Raw genomic sequence first — 15,971 nt, forward strand, 5'->3', positions numbered from 1 at the left:
GTGCGGCTCGCGGACCTGGCCTGGCCGGACGTCGCGGAGCGGGCGGCGGCCGGGGCGATCCTGGCCGTGCCGGTCGGCGCGACCGAGCAGCACGGCCCTCACCTGCCGCTGACGACGGACACCGACATCGCGCTCGCGCTCTGCGCCCGGCTGGCCGGAACCCGCCCCGACGTCCTGGTGGCGCCCGCCGTGGCGTACGGCTCCAGCGGCGAGCACGCCGGGTTCGCCGGGACGCTGTCGATCGGGCAGGCGGCGACCGAGCTCCTGCTGGTGGAGCTGGGCCGCTCGGCGGCCGAAACGTTCCGGCGGCTGCTGTTCGTCTCCGCCCACGGCGGCAACGCCGGACCGGTCGCCCGCGCGGTCGCGCGGCTGCGGGCGGAGTCCCGGGACGTCGAGGTGTACCAGCCCCGCTGGACCGGCGACCCGCACGCCGGACGGCCGGAAACGGCGCTGCAGCTGGCGTTGCGGCCGGGCCGCGTCCGGATGGACCGGGCCGTCGCGGGGGACCGGCGCCCGCTCGGCGAGCTGCTGCCCCTGCTGCGCGACGGCGGAGTCGGGGTGGTCACGGCGACGGGCGTCCTCGGCGACCCGACCGCCGCGACGGCGGCGGAGGGCACGGCGCTGCTGGACGAGCTGACCGCCGCCCTGGTGTCCCAGGTGGACGCCTGGAGCGCGCGCACGAGGCCTGAACCGACGGGCGGCTCGCTGTCCCCGGTGGACCATGGGCGGCTCGCGTGACGACGCGCACGGCCCTCGTCACCGGGGCGGCCCGCGGGATCGGCGCCGCGACCGTTCTTCGCCTGGCGAGCCAGGGGTACACCGTGCTCGCGGTCGACGTCGCCGCCGACGACCCCGCCCTCCCGTATCCCCTGGGCAGCGAAGCCGAACTGGCCGCGGTCGCCGACCGGCCGGGGGTCGAGGCGTTCGTCGCCGACGTGCGGGACCCCGCGGCGCTGGCCGCCGCCGTGGCCGAGGCGGAACGGCGGTGGGGCGGCCTCGACGTCGCCGTCGCGGCCGCGGGCGTCGTCGCCGGGGGCGTGCCGCTGTGGGAAGTCCCGCCCGAGCAGGAACGGGCCGTGCTCGAGGTGAACCTGACCGGGGTGGTCCACCTCGCCCGCGCCGCCGTGCCCGCCCTGCTGCGCCGGCCGCGGCCGCGGTCCGGGCGGTTCCTCGCCGTCGCCTCGGCCGCCGCCACCCGCGGCCTGCCGATGCTCGCCGCCTACTGCGCCGCGAAAGCGGGCGTCGCCGGGCTGATCCGCGCGCTCGGAGCGGAACTGGGCGACAGCGGCGTGACCGCCAACGCGGTCAGTCCGGGCTCCACCGACACCCCGATCCTCGCCGAGAGCGCGCGGCTCTACGCCCTGCCCGAGGCGGCCGCGTTCGCCGCCCAGCAACCGGTCGGGCGGCTGCTCGACCCCGCGGAAGTCGCCTCGGTGCTGGCGTTCCTGGCCGGCCCGGACAGCGGCGCGATGACCGGCGCGGTCGTGCCGGTGGACGGCGGGCTGGCCCTGTGACCGCCCTGCCCGCCGGGTTCCGCCTCGAACCCGACCGGGACACCCGGCAGCTGACGGCCGACCTGCTGTTCGGCGGCTCGCCGGCCCGCGTCCTGCGCCTGACCGCGGCCGGGCGCGAAGCCTGGGCGGAACTCACCGCCGGCCCGGTCACCTCGGCCGCGGCCGGGGTGCTCGCCCGCCGCCTCACCGACGCCGGGCTCGCCCACCCCGTGCCGCCCGAGCCGGCCGGGCCCGCCGAGCTCACCGTGGTCGTCCCGGTCCTCGACCGGCCCGGGCCGCTGGCGCGCTGCCTCGCCGGGCTCGACGGCCGCCACCCCGTCCTCGTCGTCGACGACGGCTCACGCGACCCCGCCGCGATCGCCGCCGTGGCCGCCGCGCACGGCGCGAAACTGGTGCGCCGCGACGTCAACGGCGGCCCCGGGGCCGCGCGCAACACCGCCCTGGACCACGTTTCCACCGCACTGGTCGCGTTCCTGGACAGCGACTGCGAACCCACACCCGGCTGGGCCGGACGGCTCGCCGCGCACTTCGCCGACCCGCTCGTCGCCGCGGTCGCGCCCCGCGTGCGTGCCCTCGCGCCGGACACCGCGGCGGGCCGCTACGCACGCGCCACGAGCAGTCTCGACCTCGGCGACCGGCCCGCCCGCGTTGCGCCGGGCACCCGGACGTCCTACGTGCCGACCGCCGCGCTCGTCGTCCGCCGGAGCGCGGTGACCGAGGCCGGCGCGTTCGACCCGGCCCTGCGCGTCGGTGAGGACGTCGACCTCGTCTGGCGGCTGCACGCGGCCGGTTTCCGGATCCGCTACGCCCCGGACGTCCACGTCGGCCACCACGAACCCGAGACGTGGCGCGGAATCCTGGGCCGCCGGGTCCGGTACGGCACGTCCGCCGCGCCGCTCGCGAAGCGGCATCCGGGTGCGCTGGCCCCGCTGGCGCTGCACCCGTGGCCCACGCTGACCGTCGCCGCGCTGCTCACCCGGCGCCCGCTGCTCGCCGCGCTGGTGTTCGGCGGCTCGGTGGGCGCCATGGTCCGGACGCTGCGCGAGCACGACATCCCCGCCGACGGCGTGGTCCGCGCGATGGCGACCGCCGTCCACCAGACCTGGCTCGGCTGTGGCCGCTACGGCACGCAGTTCGCGGCGCCGGTCCTGGCCGCCCTGCTGATCCCGCGCGGGTGGGGACGGCGCGCCGCCGTGGCGTCGCTGCTGCTCGGCCCGCCGCTGACCGCGTGGGCGAGCCGGGGTCCGGAGCTGGATCCCGTCCGCTACACCGCGGCGGCGATCGCCGACGACTTCGCCTACGGCGCCGGCGTGTGGGCCGGCTGCCTCACCCACCGCACGCTCGAGCCGGTCCGCCCGGCCGTCGCGCGGCGCCTGCTGCGGTTCGATTCGAAGGGAACACCATGAGCACCTGGTTCGAGTCCGTCGCCGAAGCCCAGCGGCGCGCGAAGAAGCGGTTGCCCCGGTCCGTCTACTCCGCCCTGATCGCCGGTTCGGAGAAGGGCCTCACCCTGGCCGACAACCTGAGCGCATTCGACGAGCTGCGGTTCGCGCCGCGCACGGCCGGGCACCACGCCGGACGCGAGCTCGGCACGCACGTGCTCGGCCGCGACGTCGCGCTGCCGGTGCTCATTTCGCCGACCGGGGTGCAGGCCGTGCACCCCGACGGCGAGGTCGCCGTCGCCCGGGCCGCCGCCGCGCGCGGGACGTCGGTGGGCCTGAGTTCCTTCGGCAGCAAGCCGATCGAGGACGTCGTCGCCGCCAACCCGGCCACGTACTTCCAGATCTACTGGACCGGCACCCGCGACGACATCCTGCGGCGCCTCGAGCGCGCCCGCACGGCCGGCGCCGTCGGCATCATCCTGACGCTCGACTGGTCGTTTTCCCACAGCCGCGACTGGGGCAGCCCGCACATCCCCGAGCGGCTCACCGCCCGCGAGCTGCTGCGGTTCGCGCCCGAGGGCCTCACGCACCCGCGCTGGCTGCTGGACTACGTGAAGACGCGGCGGCTGCCCGACCTGAGCGTGCCGAACATGGTCGCCCCGGGCGAGGTGGCGCCGACGTTCTTCGGCGCGTACAGCCAGTGGATGCAGACACCGCCGCCGTCGTGGGAGGACGTGGCCTGGCTGCGCGCGCAGTGGGACGGGCCGTTCCTGCTCAAGGGCGTCATCCGGGTCGACGAGGCCCGCCGCGCGGTCGACGCCGGCGTCAGCGCGATCTCGGTGTCCAACCACGGCGGCAACAACCTCGACGGCACGCCGGCGACGATCCGCGCCCTCCCGGCGATCGCGGACGCGGTCGGCGAGGAAGTGGAGGTCCTGCTGGACGGCGGCATCCGCCGCGGCAGCGACGTGGTGAAGGCCCTCGCCCTCGGCGCGCGGGCGGTGCTGATCGGCCGCGCCTACCTGTGGGGCCTGGCGGCGGACGGCCAGGCGGGCGTGGAGAACGTCCTCGACGTCCTGCGCAACGGGATCGACTCGACGTTGCTGGCGCTGGGCAAGAAGAGCGTGCACGACCTCGGCCGCGACGACGTGATCGTGCCGGCGGGCTTCACGGCCGCTCTCGGCGCCGCGCACGAACGTGGCCCGGACCGGAGCCCGGGCCACGCTCAGCGGGCTCAGAAGCCGTACACGGTTTCGTAAACGCGTTCGGACGCGCCGGTCGCGACGAGGCCGTTGGCCCACAGCGAGTTCACCCGCGCACGCTCGGTCGCGTTCGGGACCGCGTTGGTGCAGGACGGGCCGGGGCCGCCACCCGACATCAGCTCCGAGCACGGGCCCGAGTAGTGGTCCGGCAGCCCGAGGGCGTGACCGGTCTCGTGCGCCGCGATGCGGGTCGGGTTGTACTGGCGGGCCTGGGTGTAGTCGATGAAGATGGTGCCGCTGCCGTGCCCGTTGGTCGAAGCGTAGGAGCCGCGGGGGTCGTTGCCCTCGGTGTAGCGCAGGCTCGCGCCGGAGTTGCGCTCGACCAGCCTGACGTTGGTGACGCTGCGGTTCCAGTTGGCGGCACCGGCGTTGATCACCGAGCGGAACGTCGGCGCGCTGGCGGTGCTGTAGTACACCGTGGTGACGGCGGCTTCCTGCTCGGTGGCGGCCGACGCGGTCCCCGCGGCGAGCGGGGTCATGGTCAGGGCGAGCGCGACAGCGCCGGCCAGGGCGAACTTCCTCGACATCGGAAGACTCCTCGTGGGGGACGGGGATTTGCCGGATTTGCGCGCGCTGTCGAGAATTTACCCGGAAGCCGCCTTCGCCGGAGCCGACTAACGTAGGGCCGGGAAAGTGGTGATTTACCAACACCTTCGGCGGGTTGACAGGAGGCCTGCCGGGCCGTCTCCGGGGTCAGGTGTCCAGGGTCAGGTCCAGCAGCTGCCGTTCCAGCTTCCGCGCGGCCGCGACGTCGATGCCCGCACCCCACAGCGGCGCCGTGCTCGCGCCGTCCGCCGCGGCGACCACCAGCGTGACCACGTGGTCCGGGAGGCCGTCGGCGTGGAGTTCGCGATCCCAGCGCTCGGCGTCCGCGCGGGCGATCTCCGCGATTTCGGGGATCGAGATCAGCTGCGCGATCAGGGCGATGTTCTCGCGGACGGCGACCTCGTCGTAGGAGGTGTCCAGCGACGCGCGGACGTACGCGCGGGTGAGCCGGCCCGGGAGCGTGTCGGCGGGGTCGAGCGCCGCCTGCACCTCGGCGCGGAAGGTGTCGAGGAGGTCCTGCGCGAGCGTGCGCACCAACGCGTCCTTGGCGGGGAAGTGGTACAGCAGCCCGCCTTTCGACACCCCGGCCGCCTTGGCGATGTCGTCGAGGGACGCCGCGGCCCCGCGCGTGCGGATGACGCTCCCGGCCGCGTCGAGCAGCGCCCGGCGCGTTTCTTCCGGGCCGCGCCCGGCTTTGCGAGGCATGCTCAGTCCTCCCTTCTTCGTTGGGTCTGATCTGGTCATTCGTAGGATCGGTGGGCCCTGGGGCTCAGGTATGGCTTGCATGGTCGCGCCGGTGGTGAAGGCTGAAAGGACTTGGCCGCCCGAGTCCCCGTGGAGGTGGTCGTGCCCCGGATCCGGGCCGGCGTGGACATCGGCAAGGAGCACCACCACTGCGTGGTGATCTCAACTGCGGCGGTGCTGCGTTGCTGATCGGGCTCTTGGTCAACCACGACCAGGCGCTGGTCTACATCACCGGGCTGAAGGTCCACCGCGCCGCTGGAACCTACCGAGGGGAGGGCAAGACCGATGCCAAAGACGCGTTCGTCATCGCCGATCAGGCTCGTGTCCGCCGTGATCTCGGCCCGCTGCGTGCGGGGGATGAGATCTCGGTCGATCTGAGGACTTTGACCAACCGGCGCACCGATTTGGTCTGTGACCGCACTCGCCGGATCAACCGGATCCGGCACCGGCTGCTGGAGTATTTTCCCGTGCTGGAGCGCAGCCTCGACTTGTCCCGCAAAGGGCACTTGTTGCTGCTGACCGGCTACCAGACCCCCGAGTCGATCCGGCGGCTGGGCGAGCAACGTCTGGTCCACTGGCTGCGGCACCGCAAGGTCCGCAACGCCGACACGGGTGCGCGCAGAGCGATCGAGGCCGCCGCAGCGCAGCACACCACGCTGCCTGGGCAGAAACTGGCCGCTGCGATGGTCGAACGTCTGGCCGAGGGGGTGATCGCCCTCAACACCGAAATCGCAGAGATCGACGCGATGATCGAGGAACGATTTCGCCGGCACCGCCACGCCGAAGCGATTCTCACCCTGCCTGGGTTCGGGCCGACCCTTGCTGCGGAGTTCCTCGCCGCCACCGGTGGTGGGATGACCGCGTTCGGGTCGGCGGACCGTCTCGCCGGTTACGCCGGACTCGCGCCCGTACCTCGAGACTCCGGTCGTGTTCACGGCAACCTGCGACGGCCTCGCCGCTACCACCGAGGCCTGCTCAGGTCCTGCTACCTCGCCGCCATGGCCAGTTTGCCGGCCTGTCCCACCTCGAAGGCCTACCACCAACGCAAACGAGCCGAAGGCAAACGACATGAGCAGGCCCTGCTCTGCCTCGCCCGCCGACGCCTCAACGTCTTGTGGGCCATGCTCCGCGACGACTCCCGCTACCACGCTTCACCCCCGATCCCGGCGGCTGCGTGACTTGACAATCCCCATTGGGAAGTCCTTTCCGGACGGAATCGTACGCCAGGCGATCACCGCGGCGACGGCGGTGACGGCGGCCGCCGCGAGCGACGTGATCTGCATGGCGCCGGTGAACGCCTCCCGGGCGGCACGGGCGAGGTCAGACCCCGGGTCGAGCACCGCCACCGCGGCGGCGAGGGAGTCGCGCACCTCGGGGCCGGCCGGCGGCAGGAGCGCGCGGTAGACGACGGTGACCACCGAGCCGAGGATCGCGATGCCCAGCGCCGCCCCGAGTTCGTACGCGGTTTCGGAGATCGCCGACGCCGCACCCGCCTTGTCCCGCGGAACTGCCGAGAGCACCGAGTCGACGGTGAGCGTCAGTGCCAGGCCGACCCCGAGCCCGACCGGCACCAGCGTCAGGCCCAGCCACCAGTACTGCGGCGCCCGCTCGGCGACCGCGACCAGCGCCAGCCCCAGCGCGGCGACGGCGAGCCCCGCCGCGACGGCCCGGCCCCGGCCGAGCCGCCGGGTGACCACGCCGACCGCGGCCACGACGGCGATCGAGGCCAGCGTCGCCGGCATCTCCGCGAACCCGGCCCGCAGCGGCGGGAAGCCGCGGACCAGCTGCAGGTACTGGGAGAAGAAGAACAGCAGGCCCATCAACGCGAAGACCGCGACGAAGCTCGCGAGGACGGCGCCGCTGAAGGCCCCGTTGCGGAACAGCGTGACGTCGATCAGCGGATCGGCCGCCCGCCGCTGACGGCGGACGAACAGCACGCCCGAGGCCAACCCGAGCGCGGCCGCGGCCGCCACCTGCCCGTCGATCCCGGCGCTCACGGCGTGCTTGACCGCGTAGACCAGCGGGACGATCGCGGCCAGCGACAGGCCGGCCGAGAGCAGGTCGAAGCGGCCCGGGTGCGGATCGCGCGACTCGGGCAGCAGCAGAGCGCCGGTGATCAGGAAGACGACGACGATCGGCACGTTGATCAGGAACACCGAGCCCCACCAGTAGTGCTCCAGCAGGGTCCCGCCGACGAGCGGGCCGAGCGCGATGCCGCCGCCGGATCCGGCCGACCAGATCGCGATGGCGCGGGTGCGCTCGCGCGGGTCCGGGAACAGGGTGCGGATGAGCGACAGCGTCGACGGCATGATCGTCGCGCCCGCGACGCCGAGCAGCAGCCGCGCGAGGACGAGCACGCCCGCGGTGGGGGAGAAGGCGGCCAGTGCGGAGGCGAGCCCGAACGCGGCCGTGCCGAGGAGCAGCACCTTCTTGCGGCCGAAGCGGTCGGCGAGGTTCCCGGCCGTGACCAGCAGGCCCGCCAGGGCGAGCGAGTAGACGTCGCCGATCCAGAGGATTTCGGTGGCCGTCGGCGCGAGCTCCCGCGTGAGCGACGGCACGGCCAGGTAGAGCACGGTCCCGTCGACCGCGAGCAGGAGCACGGCGCCGACCAGCACGCCCAACGCGGCCCAACGCCGTCGCTGGTTCACCGGCTGGAGGTAGGTCGTCGTCATGCCCGTTACTATACCGTCTGGACGGTACAGTAATGCAGGTGAGCTCGCTCACCGGCCGCCCGCGCGGGCGGCCGGTGGCCCGGCTCAGGACTTGGTCAGGAAGAAGTAGGCGTAGTTCTTGTCGAGCTCGTTGCGCGGCACGAGCTGCACGGCCGCGGGCGTCAGGCCGCAGCGCGTGGCGAGCTCCCAGAAGGCCGCGATCGGGTAGGTCGTCATCTCGGCGAGCCCGGACCGGTAGCCGCGGCGCCGCGGCCGGGTCCACCAGCTGCCCGGGTCGTACTTGATCTGGATCAGGGCCAGCCCGCCCGGGGCGAGCAGCCGCGAGGCGATGCGGAGCAGGCGCTCGCCGTACTCGGGGGTGGGGATCAGCTCGAAGACGTAGAAGCAGAGGAAGACGTCACACGGCTCCCCGATCCGCCCCAGCGCCGCTTCCGGCTCGTCGACGTCGATCGAGACCGGCGTGAAGGGCGTGTCGCACGCGGCGGCGACCTCTCGCTCGCACTCGCGCAACGTGTCGGGGGAGATGTCGACGCCGATGTACTCCAGGGCGCGCGGGGCGAACCGGACCGCGTTCGCGCCGCCCCCGCAGCCCCAGTCGACGATCCGGTTCCAGGGCCGGGTGAAGCCGGCCATCCGCGCGCCGCGCTCGAACAGCTCGAGGTGCTCGCGGCCGATGCGCGACCACAGGTCGTTGTCGTGGAACACCGAGGCGTCCCGCCAGTGGGAGTCGGCGCGCCACCGGTCACCGGCCGGCTCGCGCCAGTACGCCTGGGCGTCGGTCGAGATCCGGCTCTCGGACTGCCGGGCGCCCACGCCGGTCAACGTCCGCTGGACGAGCTCCTCGGCCCGGCGGGCCAGCCGTTTCGCCTGCCGGGTCGCGGTCGAAGTACTCGGCGCCAAGCTGAACATGGGTCACCATCCGCGGTAGGGGGTCTGTCACCGGGAATGTCGTTCGCGAGGCGGCGGTTGTTCGGAGTCGAAGGTCCTCGCCGGTCCCGGCGAGGACGGGACCGGAACGGGCCGAACGGCCCTGGCCGCCGGTACGCTGGAGCTGTCGGGAGGAGCGGACATGACGGCGGAGGAACTGATCGTCGAGTTCGCCCTGACGCGCCTGGACCACCCGGACCTCGACTTCGAGGAGATCGCCGCGCTGGTCGTCCGGCGGGGCGGACCGGAGCGGGAGCTCGAGTTCGCCTCCCGCAACCTCGCCGACCGCGGCGAACTGCGCGGCGCCACCTTCCCGACGGCCGTCGAGTACGTGCTGCGGGTGGTGCTGACCCTGCGCGGCCCCTCGGACTAGAACGTCCGGCCGGTGTCCCCGAAGCCCGTCGCTGCGGCTGGCTCCCTGCTAGGCCTCGCCTGCCGCGCGGCGGAGGCCCCGGCGGTCGAACACCAGGTCGCGGGCCGTGGCCAGGGCCGTCGCGATGGCTCCCGCCAGGACCGCGTCCTCGCCGAGCTGGCCGGCCACGATCTCCGGGACCGCCGGGATCGTCGCGGCCAGGGCCCGGCGCATCGGGGCGGCCAGGAGGTCGGCGTTGCCGCCGATGCCGCCGCCCAGGACGATCAGGCGGGGGTCCAGCACCGCCGTCACCGCTGCAACCACGTACGCCAGCTTCTCCGCTTCGTCCTCGACCACGCGCAGGGCGAGTTCGTCGCCCGCCCGAGCCAGCCGGAAGACGTCCTTCGCCGACCGCGCCTTCGCCAGACCGAGTGAACGGGCCGCTTCGACCACCGCCTGGCCCGCCGCCGCCGTCTCCACCGGGCCCGGGCGGCGCGCCGCCGCGCCCGCCGGGAGCGGGCCGTACGGCAGGTCGGCGATCTCGCCCGCCGCGCCGTGCGCGCCCCGGAACAGCCTGCCGTCCACCAGCAGGCCCATCCCGATCCCGGTGCCGACGGTCAGGCACACCAGCACGTCGACGCCGAGCGCCGCGCCGAGCGCGTGCTCGCCGACCGCGCACAGGTTCGCGTCGTTCTCCACCACGACGTCCGAGCCGGCGACCGCCAGCGTCGAGACGAGCTCGTGCAGCAGCCCGCGCCGCTCCCAGCCCGGCAGGTTGGGCGCGCGGTGCACGGTCCCGGTCGCCGGGTCGGGGACACCGGGCGTGCCGACCACCGTCGCGACGACTTCGTGCGGGCCCAACCCCGCGGAGGAGACCGCGCGGGCGACGGATTCGCTCACGGTGCGCACCAGCGCGCTCGCCGAGCGGCACCGGTTGGGCTCGTCGAGCCGCGCGACGATGCTGCCTTCGAGATCGGCGACGGCGACCCGGATGACGCGCCGTCCGATGTCGACGCCCACGACGTGCCCCGCGTCCGGCGCGGCCTGGTAGACGACCGCCGCGCGGCCGGGACCGGCGAGGCTCCGGCCGGTGGTTCGGACCAATCCGTGCTGCTCGAGGTCCAGCAGCGCCTGTCCCACGGTGGGTTTCGACAGCCCGGTGTCGGCCGCGATCCGGGGCCGCGTCGCCTCGCCGTGCGCGCGCAGCCGCTCCAGCACCAGGCGCTGGTTGAGCGCCCGCATGCTCGCCGGAGTTCCGACCTGCGGTCCGATTGGTCCCACCCGCTCCTCCTGTGTTGCCGCAAGTTTACCCGCGGAACCCTTTCGACCCCGCCCGTTCTATGTTAAGAAACTTTACTAACTACTAGTCGGAGGCACGTCGTGAGTTCACCCACTCGTTCAGGGGAACCGCCCGCCCTTGAGCGCAAGATCGGCCCGCTGCAGGCCACCGCGATCAACATGACCCAGATGTGCGGTATCGGCCCGTTCGTCACGATCCCCGCCATGGTCGCCACCATGGGCGGGCCGCAGGCGATGTTCGGCTGGATCATCGGGGCGATCGTCGCGCTGGCCGACGGGCTCATCTGGGCCGAGCTCGGCGCCGCGATGCCGGGTGCCGGCGGGACCTACCTCTACCTGCGCGAAGCGTTCCAGTACCGCACCGGGCGGCTGATGCCGTTCCTGTTCGTGTGGAGCGCGGTGCTGTTCATCCCGCTGATCATGTCGACCGGCATCATCGGCCTCGTCCAGTACCTCGGCTACCTGGTCCCCGGCGTCACCGACGACAACGGCACCACGCCGCTCGGGAAGATCATCGGCGTCGCCATCACGCTCGTGATCATCCTGGCGCTGTTCCGCAAGATCGGCCAGATCTCCAAGCTCACCACCGTGCTGTTCGTGGTCATGCTGGCCGCCGTGCTGACGACGATCGTCGCGGCGTTCTCGCACTTCAGCGCGGCGCAGGCGTTCGCCTTCACGCCGGGCGCGTTCAGCTCCGCCGGTACGGGCACGTTCTGGGGCGGCCTCGGCGCCGGCCTGATCATCGCCATCTACGACTACCTCGGCTACAACACCTCCGCCTACCTCGGCGGCGAGGTGCGCACGCCCGGCCGGACCCTGCCGCGGTCGATCATCTTCTCGATCCTCGGCATCATGGGCCTGTACTTCCTGCTGCAGGTCGGCGTGCTCGGCTCGATCCCGCTGGAGCAGCTGAAGGAAGCGAAGTCGGTCGCTTCGTCGGTGCTGGAGCAGGTGTGGGGCACCGGCGTCGCGAAGGCGATCACCGTGCTCATCGTGATCGCCGCGATCGGGTCGGTGTTCGCCGGCCTGCTCGGCGGCTCGCGCGTGCCGTTCGAAGCCGCGCGCGACAAGGTGTTCCTGCCGATGTTCGGCAAGCTGCACCCGAAGCTGCACCTGCCCACCGCGGGCGTGCTCACCATGGGCGCCATCACCGTCCTCGGCTCCCTGTTCACCCTGACCACGGTGATCAACGCGGCGGTCGCGACGCTGGTCATCATCCAGTCGCTGGCCCAGGTCGCCGCGATCGTCGTGCTGCGGCGGCGGCAACCGGAGCTGCGGCGGCCGTACCGCCAGTGGCTCTACCCGGTGCCGACGCTCATCGCGCTCGTCGGGTGGGTCTACATCTACGTCTCGGCCGACTGGCTCTCCATGGGGCTGTCGGTGGGCTGGATCGTGGTCGGCGCCCTCGCGTACCTCGTCTACGCCAAGGCCGAGCGCACCTGGCCGTTCGGACCGAAGGAGATCAAGGAGGCCTTCGCCTCCGACCCGGAAGGGGTTCAGGCATGACCAAGAAGCTCGCGGCGCTCGCCGCGCTGCTCCTCGTCCCGGGGGTGCTCAGCGTCGCCGGACCCGCCGCCGCGCAGGAGGTCCAGGCCGTGGCGAAGCCGCACGGCCTCACCACGATCGGCACGCAGGGCTGGCAGGTCCTGACCACCGCGAGCGTGCCGGACGGCGGCGACAAGGTCTCCACGCCCGGGTACGCCACCCGCGGCTGGCTGCCGGTCGAGCCGGACGACGCGGGCGCGCCCGGCACCGAGATCAACGCCCTGGTGCAGAACGGCAAGTGCCCCAACGTCTTCTACTCCGACAACATGCGCAAGTGCTTCGGGTACGTCGACAAGCTCGGGCCCGTCGTCACCAAGCCGTTCTCCGACCCGTGGTGGTACCGCACCGACTTCACCCCGGACTTCCGGCCGGGCCAGCACGCGAAGCTGACCATCCCGGGCATCGTCGGCGAGGGCGACGTCTGGGTGAACGGCAAGCTCGTCGCCACGAAGGACGTCGTGAGCGGCGCGTTCGCCGGGCACACCTTCGACGTCACGAAGCTGGTGAAGCCGGGGCGCAACACCCTGGCGATCAAGGTCTACCCCAACGACCCGCTGAAGATGTACACCCTCGACCAGGTCGACTGGGGCCAGATCCCGCCGGACAACAACACCGGCATCCAGTTCCCGCCGACCCTGCAGGTCTCCGGCGCGCTCACCGGCGACAACGCGCACGTCGTGCAGGACAACGCGCCGGACCTGTCCAGCTCGAAGCTGACGGTGAAGGTGGACGTCACCAACAACGCGGCCACCGCGCAGACCGGCGACGTCGCCGCGACGGTCACCCCGCCCTCGGGCGCGCCGGTTGTCGTCCGGCAGCGGGTGACGATCCCCGCGAACACCAAGCGGACGGTGGCGTTCGCGCCGGTGAAGATCGTGAAGCCGCAGGTGTGGTGGCCGTACTCGATGGGCGCCCAGCCGCTGTACACGCTGACCACCGCGGTCTCGCAGGACGGCACGCTGTCGACGTCGTCCAAGAGCACCTTCGGCATCCGCACGGTGACTTCGCGCCTGGTCGGGAAGTCGGCGCCGCTGCCCGAGGGCGCACGGCAGTTCACGATCAACGGCAAGGACTTCGTGTTCCGGGGCGGCGGCTTCGCGCCGGACCTGTTCCTGCGCTACGACTCCGCCGACACCGCGCACCAGATCGCGCTGATCAAGAACCTGGGCCTCTCCGGCGTCCGGCTCGAAGGCCACGACATGCCGCAGGACTTCTACGACCAGGCCGACCGCGCCGGCCTGCTGGTGATCGGCGGGTTCCTGTGCTGTGACGCCTGGCAGCCCGAGGACGCCTCGAAGCTGACCGAGCGCGACTACCGGATCATGCACGACTCGGCGTACACGATCGCGCAGCTGGAGCGGAACCACCCGAGCGTCTTCAACTACGGCTGGAGCGACAACGAGCCGGTGCCGCGCCAGGAGTCCGAGACGCTCAAGGCGTTCCAGGAAGCCGACTTCCAGGTGCCGGTGATCGCCTCGGCCGAGTACAAGAGCACGCCGACGCTGGGCCAGTCCGGCGAGAAGGAAGGCCCGTACGACTGGGTCCCGCCGTCCTACTGGTACGACACCTCGCACTTCGACGCCGACGACTCGTCGCGCACCAACGCGGGCGGTTCGTGGGGCTTCGCGAGCGAGCAGAGCGCCGGGCACACCGTGCCGACGCTCGATTCGATCAAGCGGTTCCTGTCGCCCGCCGAGCAGGCGAAGCTGTGGCAGGACCCGGCGTACAACCAGTACCACGCCAACTTCGAGCCCGGCCACGGCGGTTACGCCTTCGGCACGCTGTACACGCTGGACCAGTCGATCACCCGGCGGTACGGCAGGTGGAGCTCCCTGAAGTCCTATGTGGACCTGGCGAACATCGCGAACTACGAGAACACCCGCTCGCAGTTCGAGGCGTTCCTGCACCACTCGACGGACAAGGACAACCCGGCGACCGGTGTCGTGTACTGGCAGCTGAACAAGGGCTGGCCGACGCTGCTGTGGTCGCTCTACAACGACGACGGCGACCAGGCCGGCGCGTACTTCGGCGCGAAGAAGGCGAACAAGCCGTTGCACGCGATCTACGGCTACGACAACGGCTCCGTCACCCTGGACAACCTCGGGGCGGCCACGCAGTCCGGGCTTTCGGTCCAGGCCCGCGTGCTCGACACCGCGGGCAAGGTCCTCGACGACCGGACCGCGTCCGGGATCTCGCTGGGTTCGCAGGGTGTGCGCACCGGGGTCCTGAAGCCGAAGGTGCCCGCCGAGACGAAGGCCCCGGCGCCCGCGCAGGTCTACTTCGTCGAGCTGCAGGTGAAGCAGGGCGGGAAGGTCGTCGACCGGAACGTCTACTGGCTCTCCACGCAGAAGGACGTCGTCGACTGGGGCAAGACGCTCGGCAACCCGCAGGCGACGCTGTCGCAGTACAGCGACCTGCAGGCCCTGCAGAACCTGCCGAAGTCGCAGGTCGGCGTGGTGGCGTCGACGCGCTCGAGCGGCCGGGAGAACGTCACCACGGTCACGGTGACCAACACGTCGAAGACGCCGGGGGCGGCGTTCTTCCTCCGGGCCGACGTCCGGCGCGGCACGCCGGACGGGCACGAAGGACCGGGGGACAACCAGCTCGCGAACGCGACCTGGGACGACAACGACATCACGCTGTGGCCGGGCCAGTCGCAGACGCTGACCGTCACCTACCAGGCGTCCGACCTGCGCGGCGCTGCCCCGGTGATCAGCGTCGACGGGTTCAACACCGGCCGGATCGTGGTGGGTGCGGCCGGCGGGCACGGCCACCACGGGGACGCGGCCGTCGCGCCGCAGATCGAGGGGTTCAGGGAGTGACGGGCGAACGGGTTCTCGGGATCGACTTCGGCGGCACGAAGGTGGCGCTGGGGCTCGCCGACCGCGACGGAAACCTGCTGGCGACGCGCCGGCTGGACACCGACGCGCAGGCGGGGGCCGAGCAGGTGGTGGTGCGCGCGCTCGCCGGAGCCCAGGCGCTCCTGGCCGAGTCGGGCGCGGCGCCGACCGCCATCGGCGTCGTCAGCCCGGGGATCGTGCTGCCGGAGGAGATCCTCCTCGCGCCGAACGTGCCGGGCTGGGAGCAGCTGCACCTGGCCGAGCTGGTGGCCGCGGAGTTCCCGGACGTGCCGATTTCGGTGGGCACGGACGCGAAGGCCGCGGCGCTGGCGGAATGGCGGTGGGGCGCGCTGGCGGGGGCCGACCCGGCGGTGTTCCTGTCCCTGGGCACCGGCATCGCGGCGGCGGTGCTGGTCGGCGGCCGGGTGCTGACCGGCGCCAACGGAGCTGCGGGCGAGATCGGGTACAACCTGCTCTCGCCGCAGGACACCGAGGGTTTCGCGAGCGGAGCGGCGCCGCTCGAAGAAGCCGTCGGTGGGCGTGGGCTGGGCGGCCGGGCGAGCACTCTGCTCGGCCGCCCGGTCACCGCCGGGGAGTTGTTCGCCCTGGCCAAGGAGAACGTCGAGGCGAAGGAACTGGTGACGGCGGCGCTCGACGAGCTGTCGATGCACGTGGCCAACCTGGCGATCGCCCTGGACCCCCAGCGCATCGCGGTCGGCGGCGGCCTGGTCCGCTCGGCGGACGTGCTCCTCCCGGCCCTGGCGGACCGGCTGGCCCACGCGGTGCCGTTCCCCCCGGAGCTGGTATCGGCCCGCTTCGACCAGGACGCGGCGCTGCTGGGCGCGGTGGCGCTGGCCCTGGGCGGCTAGACGTCCGGGTGGCGAGCCG

The 15,971-nt window shown here is 72.8% G+C and carries 14 protein-coding genes; 9 read left to right on the plus strand and 5 right to left on the minus strand.

The window, feature by feature from the left end; translation table 11 throughout:
* Genes mftE through mftD form a run of 4 tightly spaced genes read left to right on the plus strand, consistent with a single transcriptional unit; the run spans position 1 to position 4,155 of the window.
* The gene (gene mftE / locus ACH54P_RS01515; protein WP_489910482.1) at positions 1–738 is read left to right on the plus strand and encodes a mycofactocin biosynthesis peptidyl-dipeptidase MftE; all 738 of its coding nucleotides are present in this window, start codon (positions 1–3) and stop codon (positions 736–738) included.
* Complete coding sequence (locus tag ACH54P_RS01520) at positions 735–1,514, plus strand: mycofactocin-coupled SDR family oxidoreductase (RefSeq protein ID WP_489910483.1); 780 nt, start codon at positions 735–737, stop codon at positions 1,512–1,514. Before mftE ends, ACH54P_RS01520 begins: the two co-directional genes overlap by 4 nt.
* Entirely contained in the window at positions 1,511–2,920 is a 1,410-nt protein-coding gene (mftF, locus tag ACH54P_RS01525; RefSeq protein ID WP_489910484.1) for a mycofactocin biosynthesis glycosyltransferase MftF, read from the plus strand. Before ACH54P_RS01520 ends, mftF begins: the two co-directional genes overlap by 4 nt.
* Positions 2,917–4,155 (plus strand): pre-mycofactocin synthase MftD, encoded by a 1,239-nt coding sequence (gene mftD, locus ACH54P_RS01530; protein WP_489910485.1) that lies wholly within the window; start codon positions 2,917–2,919, stop codon positions 4,153–4,155. Before mftF ends, mftD begins: the two co-directional genes overlap by 4 nt.
* Here the strand turns inward: mftD and ACH54P_RS01535 are convergent.
* On the minus strand, positions 4,131–4,685 hold the full coding sequence (locus ACH54P_RS01535; protein ID WP_489910486.1) for a snapalysin family zinc-dependent metalloprotease: 555 nt from the start codon (positions 4,683–4,685) through the stop codon (positions 4,131–4,133). The genes mftD and ACH54P_RS01535 overlap by 25 nt on opposite strands.
* Positions 4,686–4,851: 166 nt before the next feature.
* Positions 4,852–5,409: a TetR/AcrR family transcriptional regulator gene (locus ACH54P_RS01540; protein ID WP_489910487.1), complete on the minus strand. Its 558-nt coding sequence runs from the start codon at positions 5,407–5,409 to the stop codon at positions 4,852–4,854.
* Positions 5,410–5,630: 221 nt separating this feature from the next.
* Between ACH54P_RS01540 and ACH54P_RS01545 the strand changes: the two genes are divergently transcribed.
* Positions 5,631–6,626 (plus strand): IS110 family RNA-guided transposase, encoded by a 996-nt coding sequence (locus tag ACH54P_RS01545; protein WP_489910488.1) that lies wholly within the window; start codon positions 5,631–5,633, stop codon positions 6,624–6,626.
* Here ACH54P_RS01545 and ACH54P_RS01550 read toward each other — a convergent pair.
* Together ACH54P_RS01550 and ACH54P_RS01555 are read right to left on the minus strand one after the other, a co-directional pair.
* Positions 6,600–8,120 carry an MFS transporter gene (locus ACH54P_RS01550; RefSeq protein ID WP_489910489.1) on the minus strand — a complete coding sequence of 507 codons (1,521 nt, stop codon included), beginning with the start codon at positions 8,118–8,120 and terminating at the stop codon, positions 6,600–6,602. The two genes, ACH54P_RS01545 and ACH54P_RS01550, sit on opposite strands and share 27 nt — an antisense overlap.
* Before the next feature lie 84 nt (positions 8,121–8,204).
* On the minus strand, positions 8,205–9,029 hold the full coding sequence (locus ACH54P_RS01555) for a class I SAM-dependent methyltransferase (protein ID WP_489910490.1): 825 nt from the start codon (positions 9,027–9,029) through the stop codon (positions 8,205–8,207).
* A gap of 160 nt (positions 9,030–9,189) precedes the next feature.
* On the opposite strand from ACH54P_RS01555, the gene ACH54P_RS01560 reads away from it, so the two are divergent.
* A complete protein-coding gene (locus ACH54P_RS01560) occupies positions 9,190–9,420 on the plus strand; it encodes a hypothetical protein (protein ID WP_489910491.1) in 231 nt (76 codons plus the stop codon).
* A gap of 48 nt (positions 9,421–9,468) precedes the next feature.
* Here the strand turns inward: ACH54P_RS01560 and ACH54P_RS01565 are convergent, their stop codons facing one another.
* Complete coding sequence (locus ACH54P_RS01565; protein ID WP_489917079.1) at positions 9,469–10,641, minus strand: ROK family protein; 1,173 nt, start codon at positions 10,639–10,641, stop codon at positions 9,469–9,471.
* A 138-nt stretch (positions 10,642–10,779) separates the two neighbouring features.
* Between ACH54P_RS01565 and ACH54P_RS01570 the strand changes: the two genes are divergently transcribed.
* Genes ACH54P_RS01570 through ACH54P_RS01580 form a run of 3 tightly spaced genes read left to right on the plus strand, consistent with a single transcriptional unit; the run spans position 10,780 to position 15,952 of the window.
* A complete protein-coding gene (locus ACH54P_RS01570) occupies positions 10,780–12,204 on the plus strand; it encodes an APC family permease (RefSeq protein ID WP_489910492.1) in 1,425 nt (474 codons plus the stop codon).
* Positions 12,201–15,065, plus strand: coding sequence for a glycosyl hydrolase 2 galactose-binding domain-containing protein (locus ACH54P_RS01575; protein ID WP_489910493.1), 2,865 nt, complete (start codon positions 12,201–12,203; stop codon positions 15,063–15,065). The genes ACH54P_RS01570 and ACH54P_RS01575 overlap by 4 nt, the downstream gene beginning before the upstream one ends.
* Positions 15,062–15,952, plus strand: a complete 891-nt coding sequence (locus ACH54P_RS01580) for an ROK family protein (RefSeq protein WP_489910494.1) — start codon at positions 15,062–15,064, stop codon at positions 15,950–15,952. Before ACH54P_RS01575 ends, ACH54P_RS01580 begins: the two co-directional genes overlap by 4 nt.
* Positions 15,953–15,971: the final 19 nt, after the last annotated feature.

The organism is Amycolatopsis sp. N2S4-7, from assembly GCF_058119595.1.

Coding starts and splice junctions, on each gene's coding strand:
- ACH54P_RS01555 (WP_489910490.1), bottom strand. CDS start 9,029: ATGTTCAGCTTGGCGCCGAGTACTTCGACCGCGACCCGGCAGGCGAAA.
- ACH54P_RS01535 (WP_489910486.1), bottom strand. CDS start 4,685: ATGTCGAGGAAGTTCGCCCTGGCCGGCGCTGTCGCGCTCGCCCTGACC.
- ACH54P_RS01565 (WP_489917079.1), bottom strand. CDS start 10,641: ATGCGGGCGCTCAACCAGCGCCTGGTGCTGGAGCGGCTGCGCGCGCAC.
- ACH54P_RS01575 (WP_489910493.1), top strand. CDS start 12,201: ATGACCAAGAAGCTCGCGGCGCTCGCCGCGCTGCTCCTCGTCCCGGGG.
- ACH54P_RS01540 (WP_489910487.1), bottom strand. CDS start 5,409: ATGCCTCGCAAAGCCGGGCGCGGCCCGGAAGAAACGCGCCGGGCGCTG.
- ACH54P_RS01560 (WP_489910491.1), top strand. CDS start 9,190: ATGACGGCGGAGGAACTGATCGTCGAGTTCGCCCTGACGCGCCTGGAC.
- ACH54P_RS01550 (WP_489910489.1), bottom strand. CDS start 8,120: ATGACGACGACCTACCTCCAGCCGGTGAACCAGCGACGGCGTTGGGCC.
- mftD (WP_489910485.1), top strand. CDS start 2,917: ATGAGCACCTGGTTCGAGTCCGTCGCCGAAGCCCAGCGGCGCGCGAAG.